The 21,210-nt window shown below is 63.3% G+C and carries 18 protein-coding genes; 10 read left to right on the top strand and 8 right to left on the bottom strand.

Annotated elements, in window-relative coordinates; translation table 11 throughout:
• Positions 1–41: 41 nt before the first annotated feature.
• Positions 42–1,532 (bottom strand): sulfatase, encoded by a 1,491-nt coding sequence (locus tag P8R33_RS10770; RefSeq protein WP_278328954.1) that lies wholly within the window; start codon positions 1,530–1,532, stop codon positions 42–44.
• A 205-nt stretch (positions 1,533–1,737) separates the two neighbouring features.
• Between P8R33_RS10770 and P8R33_RS10765 the strand changes: the two genes are divergently transcribed.
• Positions 1,738–2,346, top strand: coding sequence for a ferric reductase-like transmembrane domain-containing protein (locus P8R33_RS10765; RefSeq protein ID WP_278328953.1), 609 nt, complete (start codon positions 1,738–1,740; stop codon positions 2,344–2,346).
• On the opposite strand, the gene P8R33_RS10760 is transcribed toward P8R33_RS10765, so the two are convergent.
• Complete coding sequence (locus tag P8R33_RS10760) at positions 2,331–2,840, bottom strand: ComEA family DNA-binding protein (RefSeq protein ID WP_278328952.1); 510 nt, start codon at positions 2,838–2,840, stop codon at positions 2,331–2,333. The genes P8R33_RS10765 and P8R33_RS10760 overlap by 16 nt on opposite strands.
• Before the next feature lie 244 nt (positions 2,841–3,084).
• Between P8R33_RS10760 and ahpC the strand changes: the two genes are divergently transcribed.
• From ahpC to P8R33_RS10740, 4 genes are all read left to right on the top strand, one after another.
• Positions 3,085–3,651, top strand: a complete 567-nt coding sequence (gene ahpC / locus P8R33_RS10755) for an alkyl hydroperoxide reductase subunit C (protein WP_278328951.1) — start codon at positions 3,085–3,087, stop codon at positions 3,649–3,651.
• A gap of 252 nt (positions 3,652–3,903) precedes the next feature.
• A complete protein-coding gene (ahpF, locus tag P8R33_RS10750) occupies positions 3,904–5,493 on the top strand; it encodes an alkyl hydroperoxide reductase subunit F (protein ID WP_278328950.1) in 1,590 nt (529 codons plus the stop codon).
• A 203-nt stretch (positions 5,494–5,696) separates the two neighbouring features.
• The gene (katG, locus tag P8R33_RS10745; RefSeq protein WP_278328949.1) at positions 5,697–7,913 is read left to right on the top strand and encodes a catalase/peroxidase HPI; all 2,217 of its coding nucleotides are present in this window, start codon (positions 5,697–5,699) and stop codon (positions 7,911–7,913) included.
• A 327-nt stretch (positions 7,914–8,240) separates the two neighbouring features.
• Positions 8,241–10,334, top strand: coding sequence for a catalase (locus tag P8R33_RS10740; protein ID WP_278328948.1), 2,094 nt, complete (start codon positions 8,241–8,243; stop codon positions 10,332–10,334).
• Positions 10,335–10,372: 38 nt separating this feature from the next.
• Here the strand turns inward: P8R33_RS10740 and P8R33_RS10735 are convergent, their stop codons facing one another.
• From P8R33_RS10735 to P8R33_RS10725, 3 genes are read right to left on the bottom strand one after another with little or no spacing between them, the layout of a single operon-like run.
• On the bottom strand, positions 10,373–10,924 hold the full coding sequence (locus tag P8R33_RS10735; RefSeq protein WP_278328947.1) for a Smr/MutS family protein: 552 nt from the start codon (positions 10,922–10,924) through the stop codon (positions 10,373–10,375).
• On the bottom strand, positions 10,921–12,108 hold the full coding sequence (mltA, locus tag P8R33_RS10730; RefSeq protein WP_278328946.1) for a murein transglycosylase A: 1,188 nt from the start codon (positions 12,106–12,108) through the stop codon (positions 10,921–10,923). The genes P8R33_RS10735 and mltA overlap by 4 nt, the downstream gene beginning before the upstream one ends.
• A gap of 25 nt (positions 12,109–12,133) precedes the next feature.
• Complete coding sequence (locus P8R33_RS10725; RefSeq protein WP_278328945.1) at positions 12,134–12,793, bottom strand: Tim44/TimA family putative adaptor protein; 660 nt, start codon at positions 12,791–12,793, stop codon at positions 12,134–12,136.
• Between the two features lie 240 nt (positions 12,794–13,033).
• On the opposite strand from P8R33_RS10725, the gene secB reads away from it, so the two are divergent.
• From secB to P8R33_RS10705, 4 genes are all read left to right on the top strand, one after another.
• Entirely contained in the window at positions 13,034–13,564 is a 531-nt protein-coding gene (secB, locus tag P8R33_RS10720; protein WP_278328944.1) for a protein-export chaperone SecB, read from the top strand.
• A gap of 30 nt (positions 13,565–13,594) precedes the next feature.
• On the top strand, positions 13,595–15,166 hold the full coding sequence (gene murJ, locus P8R33_RS10715; protein ID WP_278328943.1) for a murein biosynthesis integral membrane protein MurJ: 1,572 nt from the start codon (positions 13,595–13,597) through the stop codon (positions 15,164–15,166).
• A 4-nt stretch (positions 15,167–15,170) separates the two neighbouring features.
• Complete coding sequence (trpS, locus tag P8R33_RS10710) at positions 15,171–16,187, top strand: tryptophan--tRNA ligase (protein ID WP_278328942.1); 1,017 nt, start codon at positions 15,171–15,173, stop codon at positions 16,185–16,187.
• 231 nt (positions 16,188–16,418) lie between these two features.
• Positions 16,419–17,066: a DUF4136 domain-containing protein gene (locus P8R33_RS10705; RefSeq protein WP_435203739.1), complete on the top strand. Its 648-nt coding sequence runs from the start codon at positions 16,419–16,421 to the stop codon at positions 17,064–17,066.
• A gap of 60 nt (positions 17,067–17,126) precedes the next feature.
• Here the strand turns inward: P8R33_RS10705 and P8R33_RS10700 are convergent, their stop codons facing one another.
• Positions 17,127–18,146 (bottom strand): winged helix-turn-helix domain-containing protein, encoded by a 1,020-nt coding sequence (locus P8R33_RS10700; RefSeq protein ID WP_278328940.1) that lies wholly within the window; start codon positions 18,144–18,146, stop codon positions 17,127–17,129.
• 134 nt (positions 18,147–18,280) lie between these two features.
• Here P8R33_RS10700 and P8R33_RS10695 point away from each other — a divergent pair, with 134 nt between their 5' ends.
• Positions 18,281–18,835, top strand: coding sequence for a hypothetical protein (locus P8R33_RS10695; RefSeq protein WP_278328939.1), 555 nt, complete (start codon positions 18,281–18,283; stop codon positions 18,833–18,835).
• 4 nt (positions 18,836–18,839) lie between these two features.
• On the opposite strand, the gene dut is transcribed toward P8R33_RS10695, so the two are convergent.
• Complete coding sequence (gene dut / locus P8R33_RS10690; RefSeq protein WP_278328938.1) at positions 18,840–19,301, bottom strand: dUTP diphosphatase; 462 nt, start codon at positions 19,299–19,301, stop codon at positions 18,840–18,842.
• The gene (locus tag P8R33_RS10685) at positions 19,294–21,102 is read right to left on the bottom strand and encodes a bifunctional phosphopantothenoylcysteine decarboxylase/phosphopantothenate synthase (RefSeq protein ID WP_278328937.1); all 1,809 of its coding nucleotides are present in this window, start codon (positions 21,100–21,102) and stop codon (positions 19,294–19,296) included. Before P8R33_RS10685 ends, dut begins: the two co-directional genes overlap by 8 nt.
• Positions 21,103–21,210 lie beyond the last annotated feature (108 nt).

Below are 21,210 nucleotides of genomic sequence, written 5' to 3'. Positions count from 1 at the left end.
GAAGACTTCGGCACCATGCGTGGACCACCCAAAGCGAAATGCTATCTCGACTTTAGCGTATCGCGCAGATCGTAACGCACCCGATCCGGCCCGGCTTTGCGCATCCATTTCATCGTCTCGAGATCGTCGGCATAATCGCTGTCGCCTATGACATTGCGATAGCGGTCCGGGCCGCTTCGCAACGGATAGAGTTCCTGAGCAGCGATCGTGCCGTTTTCGCGGACCCAGGCGGTGTAGAGAAAATCTTCCGAACGAACGGTTTCGCCCATCAATTTTCCGCTGCCGCCCCATTCTTCTGGAGTCCGGTGATACTGGCTGAAAGCGCCCCGTTTCCAGTCGCGAGAGGGCAGCTTCAAGAGTTCCATGAAGGACTCTCCATCGAGATCCGTTGGGCCGGGTATGCCGGTTAATTCCATAAGCGTGGGATAAAGATCGATCGTTTCCACAATCCCGTCGACACGCGATCCGCCAGTTTCCAGGTTTGGGACCCTAAAAATCAGGGGCACACGAATATCGATGTCCGCATTCGAATGCTTTGCCCAGCGACCATGATCACCGAGCTTATACCCATGATCGCCCCAAAGAACGACGATCGTTTTGTCGTCCAGACCGTACTGTGCAAGGCCTTCCATGAGTCGCCCCACCTGGGCATCGATGAAACTGACCGAGGCAAGGTAGCCGTGGCGCAAGTTCAACGCCACATTCTGCGGGATCTCCGGCCTCGTCGTAGCTAGATCGCGATAGGCGAATATCTCTTGCTGGACGATGCTCCACGACGGGGAATTCGCCCTTCCGCCCGGATTGAATGGCGAGCCCAAGTCCGCTGGTGTATAGAGATCCCAATACCGATCGGGCGCGATGAACGGCAGGTGCGGCAACCGGAAGCCTACCGTCATGAAGAAGGGCTGTCCCTGCGCGGACAGCTTCGGCATCCAGGACAGCGCAAGATCGACATTTACCTCGTCCTGCAGCTTTTCCGAACTCGTCCAGCGGCCGTACGAATTGTCGAACAGGGTAGCGCTGTAGGGATTGGCGCTATCGCCGCGATGGTCGAAACCGTTCGCATCGTCCCGATTGCGATGAAGGATCTTCCCCATGCCCCAAGTGAAATAGCCCGCCGCCTTGAAGGCATCGAAAATGGTGGTCCGACGGGGCCGATATTCGTCTATCTCATGATAATTTTCGGTGATATCGGATCTGGTTGGGCGCAACCCCAGCACGAGCGCCGCCCTGGATGGACCGCAAACGGCCTGGCTTACGAAGGCGTTGTCGAATACGAGACCCTCGGAAGACAAGCGGTCGATATTCGGCGTTTTGGCATTTCCTCCGTAGATACCCATCTCCGGCCGCAGATCATCGACCATGACGAACAGAATGTTGTAGCGGTCAGGCTCCCAAGACACCGGCGTCGGTGTAGGGGTCGGCGTGGGCGTGGGCGTCGGCGTAGGTTCAGGGGTGGGTGCGACGACGACAGGGGGGGGCGAGGACGATGTTTCCTCTCCGCCACAAGCAGCCGCGACCGATACCAGCATTATCGCAGCCGTCAGCCGCACGTGACTTCGATTTGTCCGCAAGCGCGGCACCCGGATCGCCAATGGAATTCCCCCGTTCGTCAAAAAGCGCGTTATTTACATGCTTTCCAAATGGCAACATGGCCGCGCTGACCTATGTCGAAAGCGGAAGAATTTTGTGTCTCTGCTGCACATTCGACACACGCATCCTCCAGAACTCTTCTATATGAAGGTCGAAGTCGTTGAAAGCATGATCAAGTTCCTCGGTCCACGCCCCGCCCTCTGGCTCGTCCTCGCGCTACCCGGCCTGTGGATGAGCTGGCGCTGGATCGCCACGCCCGACGCCTATGGCTATGGCCACGCTATCGGAGATAGCGGCGACTGGGCCGCATGGCTGCTGCTGCTGACGTTGGCGGTCACGCCGATCCGGCTCGCGTTTCGCAAGCGGAAATGGGCTGTCTGGCTGATGCGGCGGAGGCGGGATCTTGGCGTGGCGAGTTTCGGCTATGCCGCGTTTCACACCGGTATCTACCTCTGGAAAAAGGCCACCTTTTCTGCCGTGCTGGCGGAAGCAAGCGAAACGTATCTGCTCGCGGGCTGGCTGGCCCTTGCGCTGTTCGTGCCGCTCGCCGTGACATCCAACGACATCGCGACGAGGGCGCTCAAGCGGTCATGGAAGACATTGCACCGGCTGGTCTATCCGGCGGCGGTGCTCGTCTTCCTGCACTGGGTCCTGTCCGCCTTCGATCCGACCACGGCATGGATACACGTCGGCATCCTCGCGGGGATCGAAGGCGTCAGGATCGTGCTGCAGATACGTCAGAGAGTGACGTAATTGCGGAAACGGGCGACTTCCGCCTCGTCGACATACTTGCCGATCTCGCGGTCGAATTCGGCCATGTCTTCGTAAGGACGGTATTCCTCGAATTCGTGGACCATCTTGTCGGTCATGCCGGGGATCAGGCGGATCTGCTCTTCGGTCGCCTCGTTGAGATTGACCGGGACGAACACGCGCTCGCGAACGGTGGCGGCCTGCTCTTCGGTGAGGCTTTCCATCAGCACCGTGTTGAAAGCGGTCACGTCGGCATAGGGCTGGCCCGCGACGATGGCGGCTGCCAGTTCTTCGGAGATGCCTTCGACGCCTGCGAGATCTTCGGCTGTCGCCGTCCCGGCATCGATCACGGTCTGGGTATCGGTGGCTTCGACCGTTTCCATCTGGGCTGGCGTCGTCGCGTCGTCGGTGATCACCGTGTCTTCGGCTTCGCCCGAGCAGGCTGCGAGGGCGAGGGTGCTACCGGCAATGGCGGCGGCGAAAGCAAATTTACGCATATCGAATCCTTCTTATTGCGATGCATTCTCATTATCAGCGGATTGCAGGCTCGGCTAAGGAATTCTCGAAGAATTCGGCCGATTGCGCAAATCGCAATGAAATCGCACCTTTGTTGCACTTTTCAAAAGTTCCAATCCTGTGATTGATAATTCCGATGCTCGCAATCGCAACATATCGCTTTTGTGCATCGCACCGCGGCCTATCTGCCACCCATCAGTTTCAACCCCACAACGGAGACAACCCATGGGTATCATCGGAAGCCAGATCAAACCGTTCACCGCCACCGCCTTCAAGGCCGGCGAAGATTTCTACGAGGTCACCGACGAGGACGTGAAGGGCAAGTGGGCCGTGTTCTTCTTCTACCCGGCCGACTTCACCTTCGTCTGCCCGACCGAACTCGAAGACCTCGGCGAGCAGTACAATATGCTCCAGAAGATGGATGTCGAAGTCTATGGCGTGTCGACCGACACCCATTTCAGCCACAAGGCCTGGCACGACACCAGCGAGCGTATCGGCAAGCTGACCTTCCCGTTCCTGGGCGACCAGAACCACGTTCTCGCGCGCAATTTCGATGTGCTGCGTGAAGGCGTCGGCCTGGCCGACCGTGCGACCTTCGTCGTCGATCCGGACGGCGTGATCCAGATCATGGAACAGACCTGCGAAGGCGTCGGCCGCAATGCCAACGAACTCGCCCGCAAGATCAAGGCCGCCCAGTATGTCCGCGCCAACCCCGGCCAGGTCTGCCCGGCCGCGTGGGAAGAAGGCAGCGACACGCTGGCCCCCTCGCTCGACCTCGTCGGCAAGATCTAAGTCCACGACCGCATACGCGCTCCCATACCTCCTAGAAGGAGCGCGATAAGAGCCCGAGTTCCGCTCGGGTCGCTGGAAGGCCCGGGGCATCCTCCCCCAATCCCCGCCCCGGGCCTTTTCCATCCCACAGCCCGCTCCTCGTCATTGCGAGGAGCCGCAGGCGACGCGGCAATCCAGAGCCGCTGGCATTTGCCTCTCTGGACTGCCGGGTCGCCCCGTCCCGGGGCTCCTCGCAATGACAAGGATTTGACGATGCTCGACGACACGATGAAACAGCAGCTCACCACATATCTCGCCAATTTGCGCGAGCCGGTGGAACTGGTCGCGTCGCTGGGCGATGACGAGAAATCGCGCCAAACGCGCGAATTGCTGGAAGAGATCGCCGGTCTGCACGACGAGGTCGAGGCGAGCTTCGACGGGACGGACGACCGCAAACCCAGCTTCGTCATCCGCCGCGCGAGCGATGCGGAGAAGTGGGTGCGCTTCGCAGGTCTGCCGATGGGGCACGAGTTCACCTCGCTGGTGCTCGCCCTGCTATGGGCTGGCGGACATCCGCCGAAGGTCGATGCCGATCTGCTGGAGCAGGTCCGCGGCCTCGAAGGCGACTTCAATTTCGAGATGTATTTCTCTTTGAGCTGCCACAATTGCCCGGACGTGGTGCAGGCGCTCACGCTGATGGCGTTGGAAAACCCGCGCATCACTGCGACTCTGATCGAAGGCGGTACCTACCAGGACGAAGTCGACGCACGCGACGTGATGGCTGTGCCGGCAACTTTCCTCAACGGCGAGCCCTTCTACAATGGCAAGATGGAGCTGGCCGAAATCCTCGCCAAGCTCGACACCAATGCCGATGCGAAGGCCGCCGAGAGGCTGGCCTCCAAGGACCCGTTCGAAGTGCTGATCGTCGGCGGCGGTCCGGCAGGTGCGGCGAGCGCGATCTACACGGCACGCAAGGGGTTCCGCACGGGAATCGCGGCTGAGCGCTTCGGCGGCCAGCTGCACGACACTCTCGGCATCGAGAACCTGCCCGGCACTGCCTATACCGAAGGGCCCAAGCTGGCGGCGGATCTGGAACGCCAGATCGGCGAGAACACGATCGACCTCATGAATCTCGCCAAGGCCGTGAAGCTGGTCCCGGCGCAGACCGCGGGCGGATTGCACACGGTCGAACTGGGCAACGGAGCTTCGCTCAAGGCGCGCAGCCTGATCCTCGCGACCGGCGCGCGCTGGCGCAATCTCGGCGTTCCGGGCGAAGCCGAGTATCGCAACAAGGGCGTGGCCTATTGTCCGCATTGCGACGGGCCCCTGTTCAAGGGCAAGCGCATCGCGGTGATCGGCGGCGGCAATTCGGGCGTCGAGGCGGCGATCGACCTTGCCAAGATCGTCGGCCACGTCACGCTGGTCGAGTATGACGAGAAGCTGCGCGCCGACGAAGTCCTGCAGGCCAAACTGCGCAGCCTCACCAATGTCGAAATCGTCACCAGCGGCCAGACCACCGAGATCACCGGCGACAATGGCAAGGTGAACGGTCTGGTCCTTAAGGACCGCACAAGCGGCGACGAACGCCGCATCGAGCTCGAAGGCGTGTTCGTCCAGATCGGCCTTGTGCCGAACACCGAATGGCTCAAGGACTCCGGCCTCGAACTGACGGAGTTCGGCGAAATCGTGACGGACGAAGAGGGCCGCACCAATCTCCCGGGCGTACTGGGCGCGGGCGATGTTACCGATGTGCCGTACAAGCAGATCGTCGTCGCCATGGGCGAAGGCTCGAAGGCGGGCCTCTCCGCTTTCGACTACCTGATCCGCACCGAACCTGCCGAGGAAATCGCGCAGGCCGCCTGAACCTGCCGGAAACCCGAAGCAAAAGCGCCGTCATCCCAAGCGGATGACGGCGTTTGTGTATCCGGTGACACGCCCCATCGCAAAATCGCCCCAGCCAATCAATTTGAACCGTTTAATCGATTGGACGGATTACCGGCCCGTGTTCACAGTGCTTCCAATCTCGGACGGGAGACCGAGTCTTTATACTAGAGGAGAGCACTAACATGGACGCCAAAACCGGAGATATCAGCGGCTGCCCCTTCACCGGAGACAGCGGAACCCGCGCCCTCTTCGGCCGCCGGAACCGCGATTGGTGGCCCGACCAGCTCGACCTTGAAATCCTGACCGAAGGCGGCCGCGCGGCCGACCCGATGGGCGAGGATTTCGACTATTGCGAAGCCTTCAACGCACTGGACTACAAGGCGCTGAAGCAGGACCTGACCGACCTGATGACCGACAGCCAGGAATGGTGGCCGGCGGACTATGGCCACTACGGCCCGTTCTTCATCCGCATGGCGTGGCACGCGGCAGGGACCTATCGCACCGGCGACGGACGCGGTGGTGGCGGCAGCGGCCAGCAGCGCTTCGCCCCGCTCAACAGCTGGCCCGACAACGGCAACCTCGACAAGGCCCGCCGCCTGCTGTGGCCGATCAAGCAGAAATACGGCAAGCACATCAGCTGGGCCGACCTCTTCATCCTCACCGGCAACGTCGCGATCGAAAGCATGGGCGGCCCCGTGTTCGGCTTCGGCGGCGGTCGCAAGGACGTGTTCGATCCCGAAACCGTCTATTGGGGTACGGAAGAAAAATGGGTCGATACCGGCGCCGAAACCCGCATCCATCCCGATGAAGGCCGCGCGCTCGAAAACCCGCTCGCCGCGATCCAGATGGGCCTCATCTACGTCAATCCCGAGGGCCCAGGCGGCAATCCGCACGATGCGGAAGGCATGGCCCGCGACATGCGCGAAACCTTCGCCCGGATGGCCATGAACGACGAGGAAACCGTCGCCCTCACCGCCGGCGGCCATGCATTCGGCAAATGCCACGGCGCGGCACCTTCCGACACGTTCAGCAGCGCGCCCGAAGGCGAAAACCTGCACCGGATGGGCTTCGGCTGGCTGACCGACCCCGACGAGATCGGCAAGGGCCACATCACGACCTCGGGCATCGAGGGCGCGTGGACGCCGAACCCGACGCAGTGGGGCAACGACTATTTCCGGCTGCTGTTCAAATACGACTACGAGCTCACCAAGAGCCCTGCGGGAGCGCACCAGTGGACGCCGATCGACCCGGACAAGGCCGACATGGCGCCCGATGCAAGGGACCCGAACAAGAAGGTCCCGACCATCATGACCACGGCCGACATGGCGTTGAAGCGCGATCCGGAATATCGCAAGATTTCGGAACGTTTCCTCAACGACCAGTCGGCCCTCGACGATGCCTTTGCCCGCGCGTGGTTCAAGCTGTGCCACCGCGACATGGGCCCTAAAGTCCGTTACCTCGGCCCCGAAGTGCCGAGCGAAGACCTGATTTGGCAGGACCCCGTGCCCGCCGGAACGCAGGTGTCGGATAGCGATCTGTCCGCCTTCAAATCGAAGGTTCTCGACAGCGGCCTCACGGTTCCGGCGCTGGTCAAGGCGGCCTGGGCCTCGGCCTCGACCTATCGCAATTCGGACCATCGCGGCGGGGCGAATGGCGCGCATATCCGCTTCGACGAGCTTAAGAACTGGAAGGTCAACGATCCCGAAGAGCTGGGCGAAGTCCTCGCCAAACTCGACGAGATCCGTGGTTCGATCTCCATGGCCGACGCGATCGTCATCGCCGGGTCGGCTGCGGTCGAAAAGGCGGCGAAGGACGCAGGCTTTGACATCTCCGTTCCGGTCACCACCGGCCGCGGCGATGCGAAGCGCGAAGACTTCGATGCCGAAAGCTGGGAGCCGCTGGAGCCGTTTGCCGATGGCTTCCGCAACTATCTCAAGACCAAGGCATCGGTGAAGACCGAGGACATGCTGATCGACCGCGCGCACCTGCTCGGCCTCAGCATCCCGGAAATGACCGTGCTGGTCGGCGGGATGCGCGCGATGGGTGCTGTCACCAAGCATACGCAGCACGGCAACAACATCGGCGTGCTGACCGAGACCCCGGGCAAGCTCGACAACAGCTTCTTCCGGAACCTGCTCGGCATGGGCGTAATCTGGGAAGTGGTCGACGAGAGCGGCGACGAGGAGTTCGTCGGCACCTGCCGTGAAACCGGAAACACGCTGTGGCACGCCACCCGGACCGACCTCGTCTTCGGCTCCAACTCCCGCCTGCGTGCAGTAGCGGAGGTCTATGCCGAGAACGGCAACGAGGAGAAGTTCGTGAAGGACTTCGTGGCGGCATGGACTAAGGTCATGGATGCCGACCGCTTCGACCTGACCTACGCCAAGTACCACGGCTGATGCGATGCAGACGGAGCGGTGCTCGATCCCCGACACCGCTCCGTCCCGGCCTCAGCTGGGCGGGTCGATTACGGTTCAATCTTTCATTCATCGCAGCTCAGGAACGCTTTGACATTTGATACTTTCGGGTCCATGGTCACAGCATAGACGGCCTGGCTGGTCGTCCACCGAGAGCCCCCGACTTCAGGTCGGGGGCTTTTTTATTGATATTTGTTTGATCACGTCATGTTTCCAAGGGTTGGTGGAACGAAGGCACCTACGCTCCGTAAGTTTCGAGTCGGGAGGTCACTCTCGGACGCACCGACAACCTGAACTGGAGCAATAGACATGACCGACAAATTTGCGCTGTCCGATGGTGGCGCCAACCACCAGAAGCCTAAGGGCGACGACGATGTGATGACGACCGCGCAAGGTCATCCGATCGCGGACGATCAGAACTGGCTGACCGCCGGTCCGCGCGGGCCGCAGCTGCTTGAAGATCAGATTGCGCGCGAGAAGATCTTCCATTTCGACCATGAACGCATCCCTGAACGCGTGGTCCATGCCCGCGGATACGGAGTGCACGGCCACTTCGAGCTGAAGAAAGCGATCCCGCAGTATTCGCGCGCGCGGATCTTCAACGAAGAGGGCGTAAAGGTGCCTACCTTCACGCGCTTCTCGACCGTGGCAGGCAACAAGGGTTCGCCCGATCTGGCGCGCGATGTGCGCGGCTTCGCGACCAAGTTCTACACCCAAGAAGGCAACTGGGACCTGGTTGGCAACAATATCCCGGTCTTCTTCATTCAAGACGCCATCAAGTTCCCTGACCTGATCCATGCCGCCAAGCCTGCGCCCGATCGCGGCTTTCCGCAGGCACAGACCGCGCACGACAATTTCTGGGACTTCATCAGCCTCAGCCCCGAAGCGATGAACATGGTCATGTGGATCATGTCCGACCGGACGATTCCGCGCTCGTTCCGGTTCATGGAAGGTTTCGGCGTGCACACCTTCCGGCTGGTTAACGAGAAGGGCGAGAGCCACTTCGTCAAGTTCCACTGGAAGCCGAAGCTGGGCCTGCAATCGGTCATCTGGAACGAAGCGCTCAAGGTCAACGGCATGGATCCCGACTTCCATCGCCGCGACATGTGGGATGCGATCGACGCTGGCGACTTCCCGCAGTGGGACTTGGGCATCCAGGTCTTCGACGACGAATTCGCCGAGCATTTCGAATTCGACGTGCTCGATGCGACCAAGATCATTCCCGAAGAGCAGGTGCCGGTCGAGATTATCGGTACGCTGACGCTAGACGCCAATGTCGACAATTTCTTTGCCGAGACCGAGCAGGTCGCCTTCTGCACGCAGAACCTGGTGCCCGGTATCGACCATTCGGACGACCCGCTGCTGCAGGGACGCAACTTCAGCTATCTCGACACGCAGCTCAAGCGGCTGGGTGGCCCAAACTTCACGCATTTGCCAATCAACGCACCTAAGTGCCCGGTGCGCCACTTCCAGCAGGATGGCCACATGGCGATGACCAATCCGAAGGGCCGCGTGAATTACGAACCCAATAGCTGGGGCGATGGCGACGGTGCCGAAGAAGATCGCGGCCCGCGCGCTTGCCCGATGAGGGGGTTCCAAAGCTACGAGGCCCCGGTGGAAGGGCCCAAGATGCGCGTGCGCAGCGAGACCTTCGCCGATCACTACAGCCAGGCTCGCCAGTTCTACGTTTCGCAGACCCCGGTCGAGCAGACGCACATGGCGAACGCGCTGACTTTCGAGCTGTCGAAGGTCGGTCGCATGAGCATCCGCAAGCGGATGATCGGTCACTTGCGCCATATCGACGAAGGACTGGCGCAAGAGGTGGCCGACGGAATCGGTCTCCCCGAACTGCCCGAAAAGGTACCGGCGGCGCGCGACCCGATCACCGACCTGGCCGAAAGCCCCGCGCTGTCGATCCTCAAGAACGGTCCCGGTAATTTCAAGGGTCGCAAGCTGGGCATCTATATTGCCGAAGGGGCCGACGCGGATGTAGTCAAGGCGCTGAAAGATGCCGCGACCAGCGCTGGCGGCATGGTCGAAATCGTGGCACCGCATGTTGCCGGCGCCAAGTTGTCCGACGGCGAAATGATGGAAGCCGACGAGAAGATCGATGGCGGTCCATCGGTTACATACGATGCGGTGGCCGTGGTCATGAACGAGGCTTCGGCCAAGCGCTACAACACCGACAAGCCGAGCATCGACTTCGTCAATGACGCCTTCGCCCATGCGAAATTCGTCGCCTACGTTCCCGCCGTTAAACCGCTCTTCGAAACGGCAGGCGTATGGAACTGGATGGACGACGGTTTTGTGGACGTATCCTCGGGCAAAGACGCGGCCAGCGCCTTCATCGAGAAGTGCGGCGAGCTGCGCTTTTGGGACCGAGAGAGCGTGAAGCAGGACTGAGTAGACCGGAGGGGCGCGGTGCGAGTGCTGCGCCCCTTTTAGCCTCCCCGTTTGAGAACGATGTAGAGCGCGCCGTCGCCGCCGTGGCGCTGGTGCGCGCGGCGGACGGCGGCGATGGCGGTGTGGTAGCTCGATGCGGCCAGCCAGTCGAGCACCTTGGCGCGAATGACGCCTCGAGATGCGCCGCGATCCGCTGCCGCGACCGGGCGGGACTTGCCGGTGACGAGCAGGATGGTTCGCATGCCTAAAGCGCGAGCCTGCGCGACGCCGCCCATCAGCCGGTCGTAGGCGGCATCGAGATTATAGCCATGCAGGTCCAGCGTCAGATCGGGCTGGAACGCGCCGGACTTGAGCCGCCGGTCCCAATGCGAATCGAGATTACCGGAAGGCGAAGGCTTCGACTGGACGCGGGCCGGTGCTGGCACAGGCTTCGCATGCTCCCGCTTGCGAAGTTTCGGCTGCTTCGGCGGCGGAGGCTTCGCAGCTTCGGATTTGGGCCTCGTGATGGCCGGATGCATGGGCGTGACCGTTGCGGCCAGTTTTTCCCAGGCTTCGCTTTCTTCCTCGCTCAGGCCCCGCGGGGCGCTCACCGGTTCTGCAGGCGGGCGGTGGTGCCGCGGGGCAGCAGGACGATGGCCTGCCCGCGCCCGCTCATCCCGCCGGCGATGCGGCGCGCGTCTTCGCCATTGCCCCAGAAGGTGTCGAAGCGGTTGGCACCCTTGATTGCGCCGCCGGTATCCTGCGCGATCCACAAGCCGTCGGCCTCGTTGCGGTCGAGGTCGAGGAACACCGGCGCACCCAGCGGCACGAATTTGGGATCGACTGCGACCGACGACTGGCCGCGCACCGGCACTTCCAGCGCGCCGAGCGGCCCATCGGTGTCGAGTTCGCGGAAGAAAATCCAGCTCTTGTTGAGGTTCATCAGCGCTTCGCCCTCGGCCGGGTTTTCGCGGATGTATTGCATGATCCCCTGCATCGAACCGGAATATTTGCCGGGTCCGTCGCCCAGCAGACCGCGCTCGCGCATGACGCCGCCGATGCCGACATATTCGCGGCCGTTCTGCCCCGCATAACCGATCCGCATCAGCGATCCGTCGGGCAGGCGCAGCAGGCCGGAGCCCTGGATCTGCAAGAAGAAGAATTCGACCGGATCGGCCGCCCAGGCGATTTCCAGCCCGCGGTTTGCCAGAGCGCCCGCGACGATCTCGGAGCGTTCGTAGAACGGCACGAACTTGCCGCTCGCGTCGTAGCGTCCGAGCGGCGGGCGACCCGTGCGTTCGCTTTCCGGCATATCGTCCGGCCAAGCGCGCTCCAGCTCGGGCGGCATCTTGTAGACCGGCACGTCGTAGCCGGGCGCGCGGGTCCGGCTGCCGCGAATCTCCGGCTCGAAATAGCCGGTGGCGAAGGCCGCGCCATCGCCGATCCGCACGGGCTCGAAATAGCTCGAAAAGAATCGGCTCGCGTCACCCAGCGGCCAGCCCGCCGCCGCCTCGCAGGCCGGACGCCAGTCCTCGCGCTGCGTCAGGCCGCTCTGGTCGGTGCGGGCAAGAAGCTTGGGGCAGGATTCCCGGAAACTGGCGAGCGCGCCGCTGGCATCGCTGCCCGAGAACCCGAGCCCTGCGATCTCGGGGCCGCGCTGGATGCCGGCAAGTGCGGCGCTGGTCACCGCGCCCGGAGGCGTGGGCACAGGCCTGACAGTAGGCGAAGAGGAAGGAACCACACTGACGCAGGCGCTCAGCAGCGCGCTCGCTGCAAGGATCGTCCAGCCGCGCATTGTGCCCTCCCGCAGGTTCGGCCCGTCAGGCCTGGTCGGTTTCGTCGAGAATCCAGTCGGGCGAGGACGCATCGACATTGCGCGAGAAGGTCCACACATCACGGCTCTCCACCGCATCGTCCAGCGACCCGGCGATGACATTGCCATCCTTGTCGCGTGTCACGGCGGCGATATCGGCCACGAACAGCACGGCGATGCGGGCGATACGGCCATCGAGTTCGGCACTGCGAACGCTCGCGTCCTCGATCCGGATCAAGCGGTTTTCCAGCGTCTCGCCGGCCTCGTCGCGCGCGTCGATCGCACCGGCGAAGCTTTCGTAGACATCGTCGTCGGTCAGCTCGCGCAGGGTTTCCTTGTCGCCCTGCCAGAACGACTCGAGCACCATGCCATAGGCGCCCTTGGCTCCTTCGAGGAAAGCCAGCAGGTCGAACTGCGGATCGGCGCTGGCGATAGCACGGATGCCAGCCTCGTTGGCAGGCACGCGATTGTCGGTGGATCGCAGCGCAACCGGCGGCGTGACAGCGCGCGGCGCTTCGACCTCGCGCGGCGCATCGCCTGCATCGCTGCGATCGAAACGGTGCGGGATCACCTCTTCCTCATGCTCGGACCGGCGGCCGAGCACCGAATAGAGACGCAAGCCCAGGAAGGCTGCGATCATGGCGAGGATGACGATTTCGGTAATCACAATATGGTTGTCCGCTTAACCCTTGGTGTTGGGAATGCCGCTGGAGCATTCCTGCCCTAGATAGGTACAAATTACAAACCGGCAATGTTCCCGCGATGAACGGGTTTCCTCGCCGGCTACCGTCTGCGGCGGCGGATTGCCCCCCGCCCCGGCACCTGCTAGGCGCGCGACCTGTAGCGGATCGGCTCACGAAGCCCGGTTCGCGAGACCATTCCGAACCAGAATCGAAAGACTGACATCATGGCCGACGAAGGCGACGTTCTCACCGACCTCAATCCCGATCCCGCAGCCGGCGCGAACGGTGCCGACAATTCGCCTGCCGTCGGGCTCATCTCGCAATATGTGAAAGACCTTTCGGTCGAGAACCCCAATGCGCCCGCGTGCTTCCAGTGGAACGAGCAGCCGCAGCTCGACGTGCAGTTCAACATCGGTTCCGAACCGGCTGGCGACGACGTGCACGAAGTCGTGCTGAAGGTTACCGCCACGGCGAAGACCGGCAAGGGCAATCTCTACCTCGTCGATCTCGAATATTGCGGCCTCGTGGGCATTCGCAATCTGCCCGACGAACACGCGCATGCCTTCATGTTTGCGGAGGCACCCCGCCTGCTGTTCCCCTTCGCCCGCCGCGTCATCGCCGATGCCGTGCGCGATGCCGGTTTCCCGCCGCTGGTGCTCGACCCGATCGATTTCGGCGGCATCTACCAGCAGCAGCTCGCCCAGCGGGCGCAGGAACAGGGCGCAGGCGCTCCGGCACCGACCGGCGACGCCTGAGCGCGCCCGGCCTGAGGCGGAGGCTCTGACGTGAGCCTGCTCAAACACGTCGGGACGATCGGCGGGCTGACCATGGTCAGCCGCGTCGCCGGCATGGCGCGCGAGATGATTTTCGCGCGCGTGCTCGGCGCGAATGCCGTGACCGATGCCTGGTTTCAGGCTTTCATCATTCCCAACGTCTTCCGCCGCCTGTTCGCGGAAGGCGCTTTCTCTGCCGCCTTCGTGCCCATGTTTTCCAAGCGGTTGCATGGCGATGGCGGGATCGAGGACGCGCGCAGTTTTTCCGACGACGTGCTGAGCGTCTTCCTGCCGGTGCTGATCGCCTTGTGTGCGGTTATGATGCTGGCCATGCCATGGGTCATCACGCTGCTGGGGGATGGCGACGCCGATCCGGCGACCTTCGCGATGGAAGTCGATTTCGCGCGGATCATGTTCCCCTACATCCTGTTGGTCAGTCTGGTCACGCTGTTCACCGGCATGCTCAATTCGGTCAGCCGCTTCGCGCCCGGAGCAAGCTTTCCGATCCTGCTCAACCTGGTGCTGATCGGCGCGCTGCTGTTCGGCGATTACGCCATGTCCAGCTGGGCCTGGACCGTCGAGCGAGTCGGTTACAGCCAGGCCTGGGCCGTCACGATCGGCGGGGTGGTACAGCTCGTCTGGCTCTATGTCTGGACGCGGGTGGAGGGCTTCCGCCCCAAGCTGCTGTGGCCGCGGATCACGCCGGAGGTGAAGCGCCTGTCGATCATCGCGCTCCCGGCGGCGATCGGCGGCGGGGCCTACCAGATCAATACGCTGGTGCAGCTCTACTTCCTCAACCAGCTGGATAGCGGCGCGATCAGCTACATGAATTATGCCGACCGGCTGAACCAGCTGCCGCTCGGCATCATCGGCATAGCCCTGTCGACGGCCATACTGCCTACGCTCTCGCGCTTCGTCGGGGCGAAGAACAAGGAGGGCACCGACCGTATCCAGTCCGATGCGATCGAGCTGTCCATGCTGTTGACCATCCCGGCAGCCGTAGCGCTGGCAGTCTGCGCCGTGCCCTTCGTCACGATGATCTTCCAGGGCGGCCGCTTCAGCCTCGAGCAGGCGGAACTGACCGGGCAGGTGCTCGGCATGCTGGTGCTCGGCCTGCCGGCCTATGTGCTGGTCAAGGTGCTGGTGCCCAACTTCTATGCCCGATCGGACACGCGCACGCCGGTCTACGCCGCATTCATTTCGCTGGCGGTGTTCGTAGCCATGAACTTCGTACTGATCGCCGATTACGGCGTTATCGGCGTCGCGCTGGCCAGCGTGGTCGGGGCGTGGATCAATGTCGCCTATCTCTACATCGTGCTGGTGAGGCGCGGATATTATACAATCCCGCTGAAGCTGGTCGGTCGCATCGCCCGGCAACTCATCGCCGCCGCCGCCATGGGCGCTGCCTTGTGGTTCGCGCGCGATTTGCTAACCGGCTGGTATTCCGCCGGCCTGTTCCAGCGGATCGGCGCGCTGCTGGTGCTCGTCGCCTGCTCGGCCATCGTCTATTTCGGTGTCGCCTTCGCCATCGGCGCGCTCGACAAGCAGCGCATCGTCGCCCTGACCAAGAAGAGAGAACCCTGATCCCATGCGTGTAGTCTCCGGCATCCAGCCCACCGGAAAGCCGCATCTCGGCAATTACCTCGGCGCGATCGTCAATTATGTGAAGCTGCAAGACGAGGCGCATGCCGCAGGGGGCGAATGCTTCATTTTCCTCGCTGATTTGCACGCCATCTCGCAGCCGCACGACCCGGCGGAGTTGACGCAGAACACGCGCGAGATGGTCGCCACGCTGGTCGCCTGCGGGGTCGATCCGTCCAAGACCGTGCTCTTCAACCAGGCGCAGGTCCCCGCCCATGCCGAGCTGCAATGGCTGCTCAACGGCACGGCCCGCATGGGCTGGCTGAACCGGATGACGCAGTGGAAGGACAAGGCGGGCAAGAACCGCGAAGGCCAGTCGGTCGCGCTCTTCACCTATCCCGTGCTGCAGGCCGCCGACGTGCTGCTCTACCAGGCGACCCATGTGCCCGTGGGCGAGGACCAGAAGCAACATCTGGAACTGGCGCGCGACATCGCGCAGAAGTTCAACAACGACTTCTGCGCCGAGGACGCGCCGCTCTTCACCCTGCCCGAACCCTACATCCCGCCCGCTGCGGCACGGATCATGAGCCTGCGCGACGGGACCGCGAAGATGAGCAAGTCCGATCCCTCGGACATGAGCCGCATCAGCCTGACCGACGATGCCGACACGATCATGAAGAAGGTCAAGAAGGCAAAGACCGACCCCGAGCCCCTGCCCGATAACGAGAAGGACCTCGAAGGCCGGGCCGAAGCGCAGAACCTCGTCGGCATATACGGCGCGCTCACTGGCAAGAGTGTTGCGGACGTGCTGGGCGAGTTCGGCGGACAGGGCTTCGGCGCGTTCAAGCCCGCGCTGGGCGAAGTGCTGGTCGAGACGCTGGCCCCGATCAATGCGCGCTTCCTCGAGCTGAAGGACGACGAGGAAGCGCTCGACGCGATCCTTGCGCGCGGCGCTTCGCAGGCCCGCGAGGCCGGGCGCGACACGCTCACTGCCGCTTATGCGGCGCTCGGCCTGGTGCGCTGAGCTAGTCTCAAGCCCCTGCGATTGCACAACAAATGTGAATCCCGGCATTCAAACCGGGTTCACATCCGCTCGTCTACACCCAAGCACACTAACTGGCAGTGTGCCTCAGGGAAGCGGCGGGCTGCGCATTCATTCGCAATCGTGATACATTGCGTGTCCGTTCGAAAGGGACTGAGTATGACTGACCTGAAAAAAGGTTGGGGGCGCACTCTGAAACTCGCCTCCGTGCCGATGATCCTTGCAGGCCTTGCCGCCTGCGCCACCCCGTTCAAGGCGGACGTGCAGCGTTTCCAGACGCAGCTGCCCGCGCCGCAGGGCGAGACATTCTATGTCGTCGCCGACGATCCGGCGCTGGCCGGCGGGCTCGAGTTCGCGCAATATGCCGATCTCGTCGAAGCGCAGATGAACCGCCTCGGCTATGCCGAAGCGCCGTCTGCCGAGGCTGCCAGCCTGCTGGTCCGTTTCGATTACGGTGTCGACAATGGCCGCGAGCGTGTGCGCTCGACCGGGTTCCGCGATCCGTTCTACGATCCGTGGTACGGCTATCGCGACCCGTTCTTCCGTTCGCGACTCTCCTATTACCGCCCGCGTCATTTCGGCAGCCGCTGGGGCTTCGGCTTCTACGATCCGTGGTTCGGTGGCCCGGAAATCCGCAGCTACACGGTCTATACCAGCGGGATCGACATGAAGATCGACCGCGCCGTGGACGGGCAGCGACTGTTCGAAGGCAAGGCGCAGGCCATGTCGACCTCGAACCGGCTGCAATATCTCGTGCCGAATTTGGTCGAGGCGATGTTCACCGACTTCCCGGGCAATTCGGGCGAGACGGTGCGGATCTCGATCAAGCCGGAAGAGAAGGTCGTCCGCCGGATCGACTGACATAATCCCCATCTGGGGTTTCACGGGAAAGGGCGGTCTGCAGAGCCGCCCTTTCTTGTTTCAGCGGCGTTTCAGGACGATAAGCCCCATCGTGATAGCTAGAACGAAAACTGCTCCCTCGCCAATAGCAGTGGTGAAATGCGCGGTCGGGCCATAGGTGTTCTCCCCGAAAGCCGCGCCGATGTTTTCGAGGCGAAGCTGCGTGTCGCCGAGGCTCTGCTGGAGCGCATAAAGGCTGCCGCCGAGCAGGCGACCGCCGCTGATGTCAATCAGCAATCCAGCCCCAAGCCCAAGCACCGTGGCGACAGATGCGAAGCGCGGTGCTGACGATGCCTCGTCGCGCAACACTAGCCAGCCTGCCAGCCCCGCAGCCGCTCCGAGCACCAGCCCTTCGTAAATCCCGGTCACCCCGCCGAGCGCCTCTCCGGTCAGCAGGCCAATCCCGTCGCGCCCCAACGTACTGCCGAGAGCGCCGGCCACAACGCCCCCCACAATACCGCCCGCGATAAGGGCCGGATCGCCTCGACCGCGCCATGCGATCGCGGCTGCCATGCCGAGGCCGATCGCGGCTCCGGCCAGCGTTCCGAGCGCTCCGACCAATGCCGCCAGAACGACAATCGTCGCGCCGCCGCCCGTGCCTGCGAGCGCGCCGTAGAACGCCCCGCCCAGCACTCCGGCGAGAGCGCCCGATAGGGTGCATGCGCCTGCGACGCGTCCGGCGATCGACGGTTTGCGCGCGGGTGACTCGGGACCGTCTTCTACCGCGACTTCGGCCAGGAAACGGTAACCGTGCTTCGGCACCGTCTGGATATAGCGGGGGTTTGCTGCATCATCGCCCAAGGCCCGGCGCAGGGTGCGAATGCACTGGGTCAGCGCCTCGTCGGTAACGGGAATGCCTCGCCAGACCTCGTCCATGAAGCGGGTCTTCGACACCAGCGATCCGGCATTGGCGACCAGCAAGGCCAGCGCATCGAAATAGCGACTCCCGAGCTCCACCGGATCGCCCCCGCGCCGCAACTGGCGGTCCGCCAGGTCGAGCTCGAAATCGCCGAAATGCACGCTGTCCGATTGCTGCTCCATGCGCCCCCTTTCGCATTGCGCTTTAAGCCATGCGGGCGGGGTGAGGAAGGTTTTCAAGCATTGCTCACGAATTGCTCATGCCGCTCAGGCGGGTTTTCCGGCAGCTATCCGGCATCGCAAGCACAGGAGCCGAGATGAACGACCAAGCAAACGCACGACATAATTGGCTGAATGGATGGCGCATCGCCGGATGGGGCGCGGCGCTGGCACTGCTGGCCCTGCCCGCCATCGCCATGCATTTCACCGACGAGGTACACTGGACGCCGCTGGACTTCGGTTTTGCGGCGGTCCTCCTCTTGGTGCTGGGCACAGGTCTTGAGCTCGCCATGCGATTCGGCGGCAGAACGTCAAAGGGTCTCGGCATTGCCATCGCCTCGGTCGCAGGTTTCCTGACACTTTGGGCGAATGCCGCGGTTGGATTTATCGGAGCCGAGAGCGAGCCGGTGAATGCGGGCTTCACCGTGCTGGTGATCGGCGGAGTTCTACTGTGCCTGATTGTCCGTTTCCGCCCTGCGGCCTTGCGCTGGATCATGGCTATCATCGCAATCGGTCAGCCTGTGCTGGGCGTCGCAGCACTGCAAATGATGCCCGGCCATGCCGTCGAGTGGGGCGTGCTGCTGGTGTTCGCCGCGATATGGAGCGCTGCGGCATTTTGTTTCCACCGGGCCCATCGCCGGGCGGTGCGCTGAGAAATCAGTGCAGGCGCTCGTGCCCGCCGGTCGAACCGAACCCGCCCGAGCCGCGCGCGGTATCGTCCAGTTCCTCGACCTCGTCCCATTCGGCCTGCGTCACCGGCGCCAGCACCAGCTGCGCGATCCGGTCGCCGCGAGCGATGGGAAAATCGTCCGTCCCGTGATTGATCATGATGATTTTCAGCTCGCCGCGATAGTCGCTGTCGATCGTGCCGGGCGTGTTGGGCACGGAGATGCCGTGCTTGAGCGCAAGGCCCGACCGCGGCCGCACCTGGATCTCGTAGCCTTCAGGGATCGCCACTGCGAGGCCGGTGGCCACTGCATGGCGCTGTCCCGGATTCAGCGTAACGGCCTCGGCCGCCACCACATCCATGCCCGCCGCACCATCGGTGGCATAGGCCGGCAGGTCGAGATCTCGTCCATGGGGCAGGCGCTTGATCCGTACCCCGATGCGATCAGTCATTATCCTCGTCACCCTCTCCATTGAGGGCTTCTGCTGCCATGCGGACGAGCTCGCGCGCAACCTCTTCCTTGGGCATTTCGGGCAGGCTTTCCACACCGCTGGAAGTGACGACATGGACCTGGTTCATGTCGCCGCCCATCACGCTTTCGCCTTCGGAGAAGCTGACATTGTTGGCGATGATCCAGTCGGCGCCCTTGCGCTTGCGCTTGGACTTGGCGTTCTCGACCACGTTCTCGGTCTCGGCGGCGAAACCGACCAGCAGCGGCGGACGCTTGCGCCCGGCGGCCACGCTGGCGAGGATATCGGGGTTCTCGGCGAGGATCAGCGCGGGCGGCGCGCTGCCGCGCTTCTTCATCTTCTCGGTCGCGACGCTGCGGCTCTTCCAGTCGGCCACGGCGGCCACCATGAAGGCGGCATCCGCAGGCAGGGCGCGGCGCACTTCTTCGGCCATATCCTCGGCGGTTTCGACGTCCACGCGGTCCACACCGATAGGCGTCGGCAAGTGCACGGGTCCAGTCACCAGCGTGACGCGCGCACCCGCGGCGGCGGCCATGGCAGCAATCGCGAAGCCCTGCTTCCCGCTCGACCGGTTGGCGATATAGCGCACCGGATCGATCGGCTCGCGCGTCGGGCCGGCGGTGACGAGCACGTGCTTGCCGTAGAGGGGGCGATGTTCGGGATCGGGATCGAAGGCGGCCTGTCCGGCCAGCGGCGATTCGTCGAAGCTGACCGAAACGCTCTCGCCCTTCGCTTCGAGTGGCTGCGGGGCAGAACGCATGTCCTGCTTGGCAACGGTATGGTTGAGCGCCTGCGCATCGATCGGCGGCGCGGCCGAAGCCCCGCCCTTGCTAGCGAGCAGCGAGGACGCGGCACCCGGATCGAAGGCGATTTCCTCTTCCGGGAGATCCTCGAGCAGATCGTCTTCGGCGACCGTTTCATCCCCGTCGAGCGGTTCTTCCTCCGGCTCCGCTGCGAATTCTTCCTCGATTTCCTCGTGAGTGCGTTGCTTGGTGCTGCGCGGAATGATCATCGACAGCAGTCCGCCAAGGCCGCCGCCGCTCTGTTCGACTTCCTCTTCGGCTTCGGGCTCGAGCGCCTCGAAGATATCGCCCTCTGCCTCGGGCTCTTCCGAAACGTCGTCTTCCACCGGCGCGGCAAGCTGCGCAGCGGCAGGCACGGGCAGTTCGGGCACGTCGATATCGAGGTCGAGCTCCTCCGCGATGCGCGCGAGGATCGCGGCAGGCTCCGGCAAGCGACCCGGGCCGAATTCGCCGCAGGCCATCGCGCCCTCGTCCGGGTCCATCACCGCGACGCCGGCCTGGCGCAGCCAGTCGGCATTGCGCTGGGTCGCCGAATGCTCCCACATGCGCACGTTCATCGCGGGCACGGTCAGCACCGGCTTGTCGGTGGCCAGGATCAGCGTCGTCGCCAGATCGTCGGCGATGCCGGCAGCCATCTTGGCGAGCAGATCGGCCGTCGCCGGGCACACGACCACCAGGTCGGCCTCGCGGCTGAGCTGGATATGGCCCATCTCGACCTCGTCCTTGAGATCGAACAGCGATGTATAGACCTTGTTCTCGCTTAAGGCGGCGAGCGCCATGGGGGTGACGAATTGCTGGCCGCCTTCGGTCAGCACGCAGGTCACCTTGCCCCCCGCCTTGCGGATCATGCGCACCAGTTCGCACGATTTGTAGGCCGCGATACCGCCCCCGATCACGAGCAAAATGTGCGGGCCGCTCACGTCGCCATCCCGCTCGCTGGCTTGGCTCGCGCCTGCGTGGGCGCGGATCGGCGAATGCATTCCCATCGTGTCATCAAGCGCTAGCTAGCGCCCCCCGTTCGTCATGGCCAGCGCGCAGCGCAGGCGGATTGCGGGATTACGCGTAGCCGCCTATGGTAAAGAAAGGGG

The sequence above is a fragment of the Qipengyuania flavescens genome (assembly GCF_029688735.1).
Taxonomy (GTDB): domain Bacteria; phylum Pseudomonadota; class Alphaproteobacteria; order Sphingomonadales; family Sphingomonadaceae; genus Qipengyuania.
The sequence above is the reverse complement of the archived record's forward strand: the minus strand, read 5'-3'. Positions and strand labels throughout refer to the sequence as shown.

Excerpts from the sequence above, each read along its gene's own strand:
- P8R33_RS10705 (WP_435203739.1), top strand. The coding sequence starts at position 16,419 with ATGATCCTTGCAGGCCTTGCCGCCTGCGCCACCCCGTTCAAGGCGGAC.
- dut (WP_278328938.1), bottom strand. The coding sequence starts at position 19,301 with ATGACTGATCGCATCGGGGTACGGATCAAGCGCCTGCCCCATGGACGA.
- katG (WP_278328949.1), top strand. The coding sequence starts at position 5,697 with ATGGACGCCAAAACCGGAGATATCAGCGGCTGCCCCTTCACCGGAGAC.
- trpS (WP_278328942.1), top strand. The coding sequence starts at position 15,171 with ATGCGTGTAGTCTCCGGCATCCAGCCCACCGGAAAGCCGCATCTCGGC.
- P8R33_RS10765 (WP_278328953.1), top strand. The coding sequence starts at position 1,738 with ATGAAGGTCGAAGTCGTTGAAAGCATGATCAAGTTCCTCGGTCCACGC.
- P8R33_RS10770 (WP_278328954.1), bottom strand. The coding sequence starts at position 1,532 with ATGCTGGTATCGGTCGCGGCTGCTTGTGGCGGAGAGGAAACATCGTCC.
- mltA (WP_278328946.1), bottom strand. The coding sequence starts at position 12,108 with ATGCGCGGCTGGACGATCCTTGCAGCGAGCGCGCTGCTGAGCGCCTGC.
- P8R33_RS10685 (WP_278328937.1), bottom strand. The coding sequence starts at position 21,102 with ATGCATTCGCCGATCCGCGCCCACGCAGGCGCGAGCCAAGCCAGCGAG.
- P8R33_RS10700 (WP_278328940.1), bottom strand. The coding sequence starts at position 18,146 with ATGGAGCAGCAATCGGACAGCGTGCATTTCGGCGATTTCGAGCTCGAC.
- P8R33_RS10760 (WP_278328952.1), bottom strand. The coding sequence starts at position 2,840 with ATGCGTAAATTTGCTTTCGCCGCCGCCATTGCCGGTAGCACCCTCGCC.
- ahpC (WP_278328951.1), top strand. The coding sequence starts at position 3,085 with ATGGGTATCATCGGAAGCCAGATCAAACCGTTCACCGCCACCGCCTTC.
- secB (WP_278328944.1), top strand. The coding sequence starts at position 13,034 with ATGGCCGACGAAGGCGACGTTCTCACCGACCTCAATCCCGATCCCGCA.
- ahpF (WP_278328950.1), top strand. The coding sequence starts at position 3,904 with ATGCTCGACGACACGATGAAACAGCAGCTCACCACATATCTCGCCAAT.
- P8R33_RS10695 (WP_278328939.1), top strand. The coding sequence starts at position 18,281 with ATGAACGACCAAGCAAACGCACGACATAATTGGCTGAATGGATGGCGC.
- P8R33_RS10740 (WP_278328948.1), top strand. The coding sequence starts at position 8,241 with ATGACCGACAAATTTGCGCTGTCCGATGGTGGCGCCAACCACCAGAAG.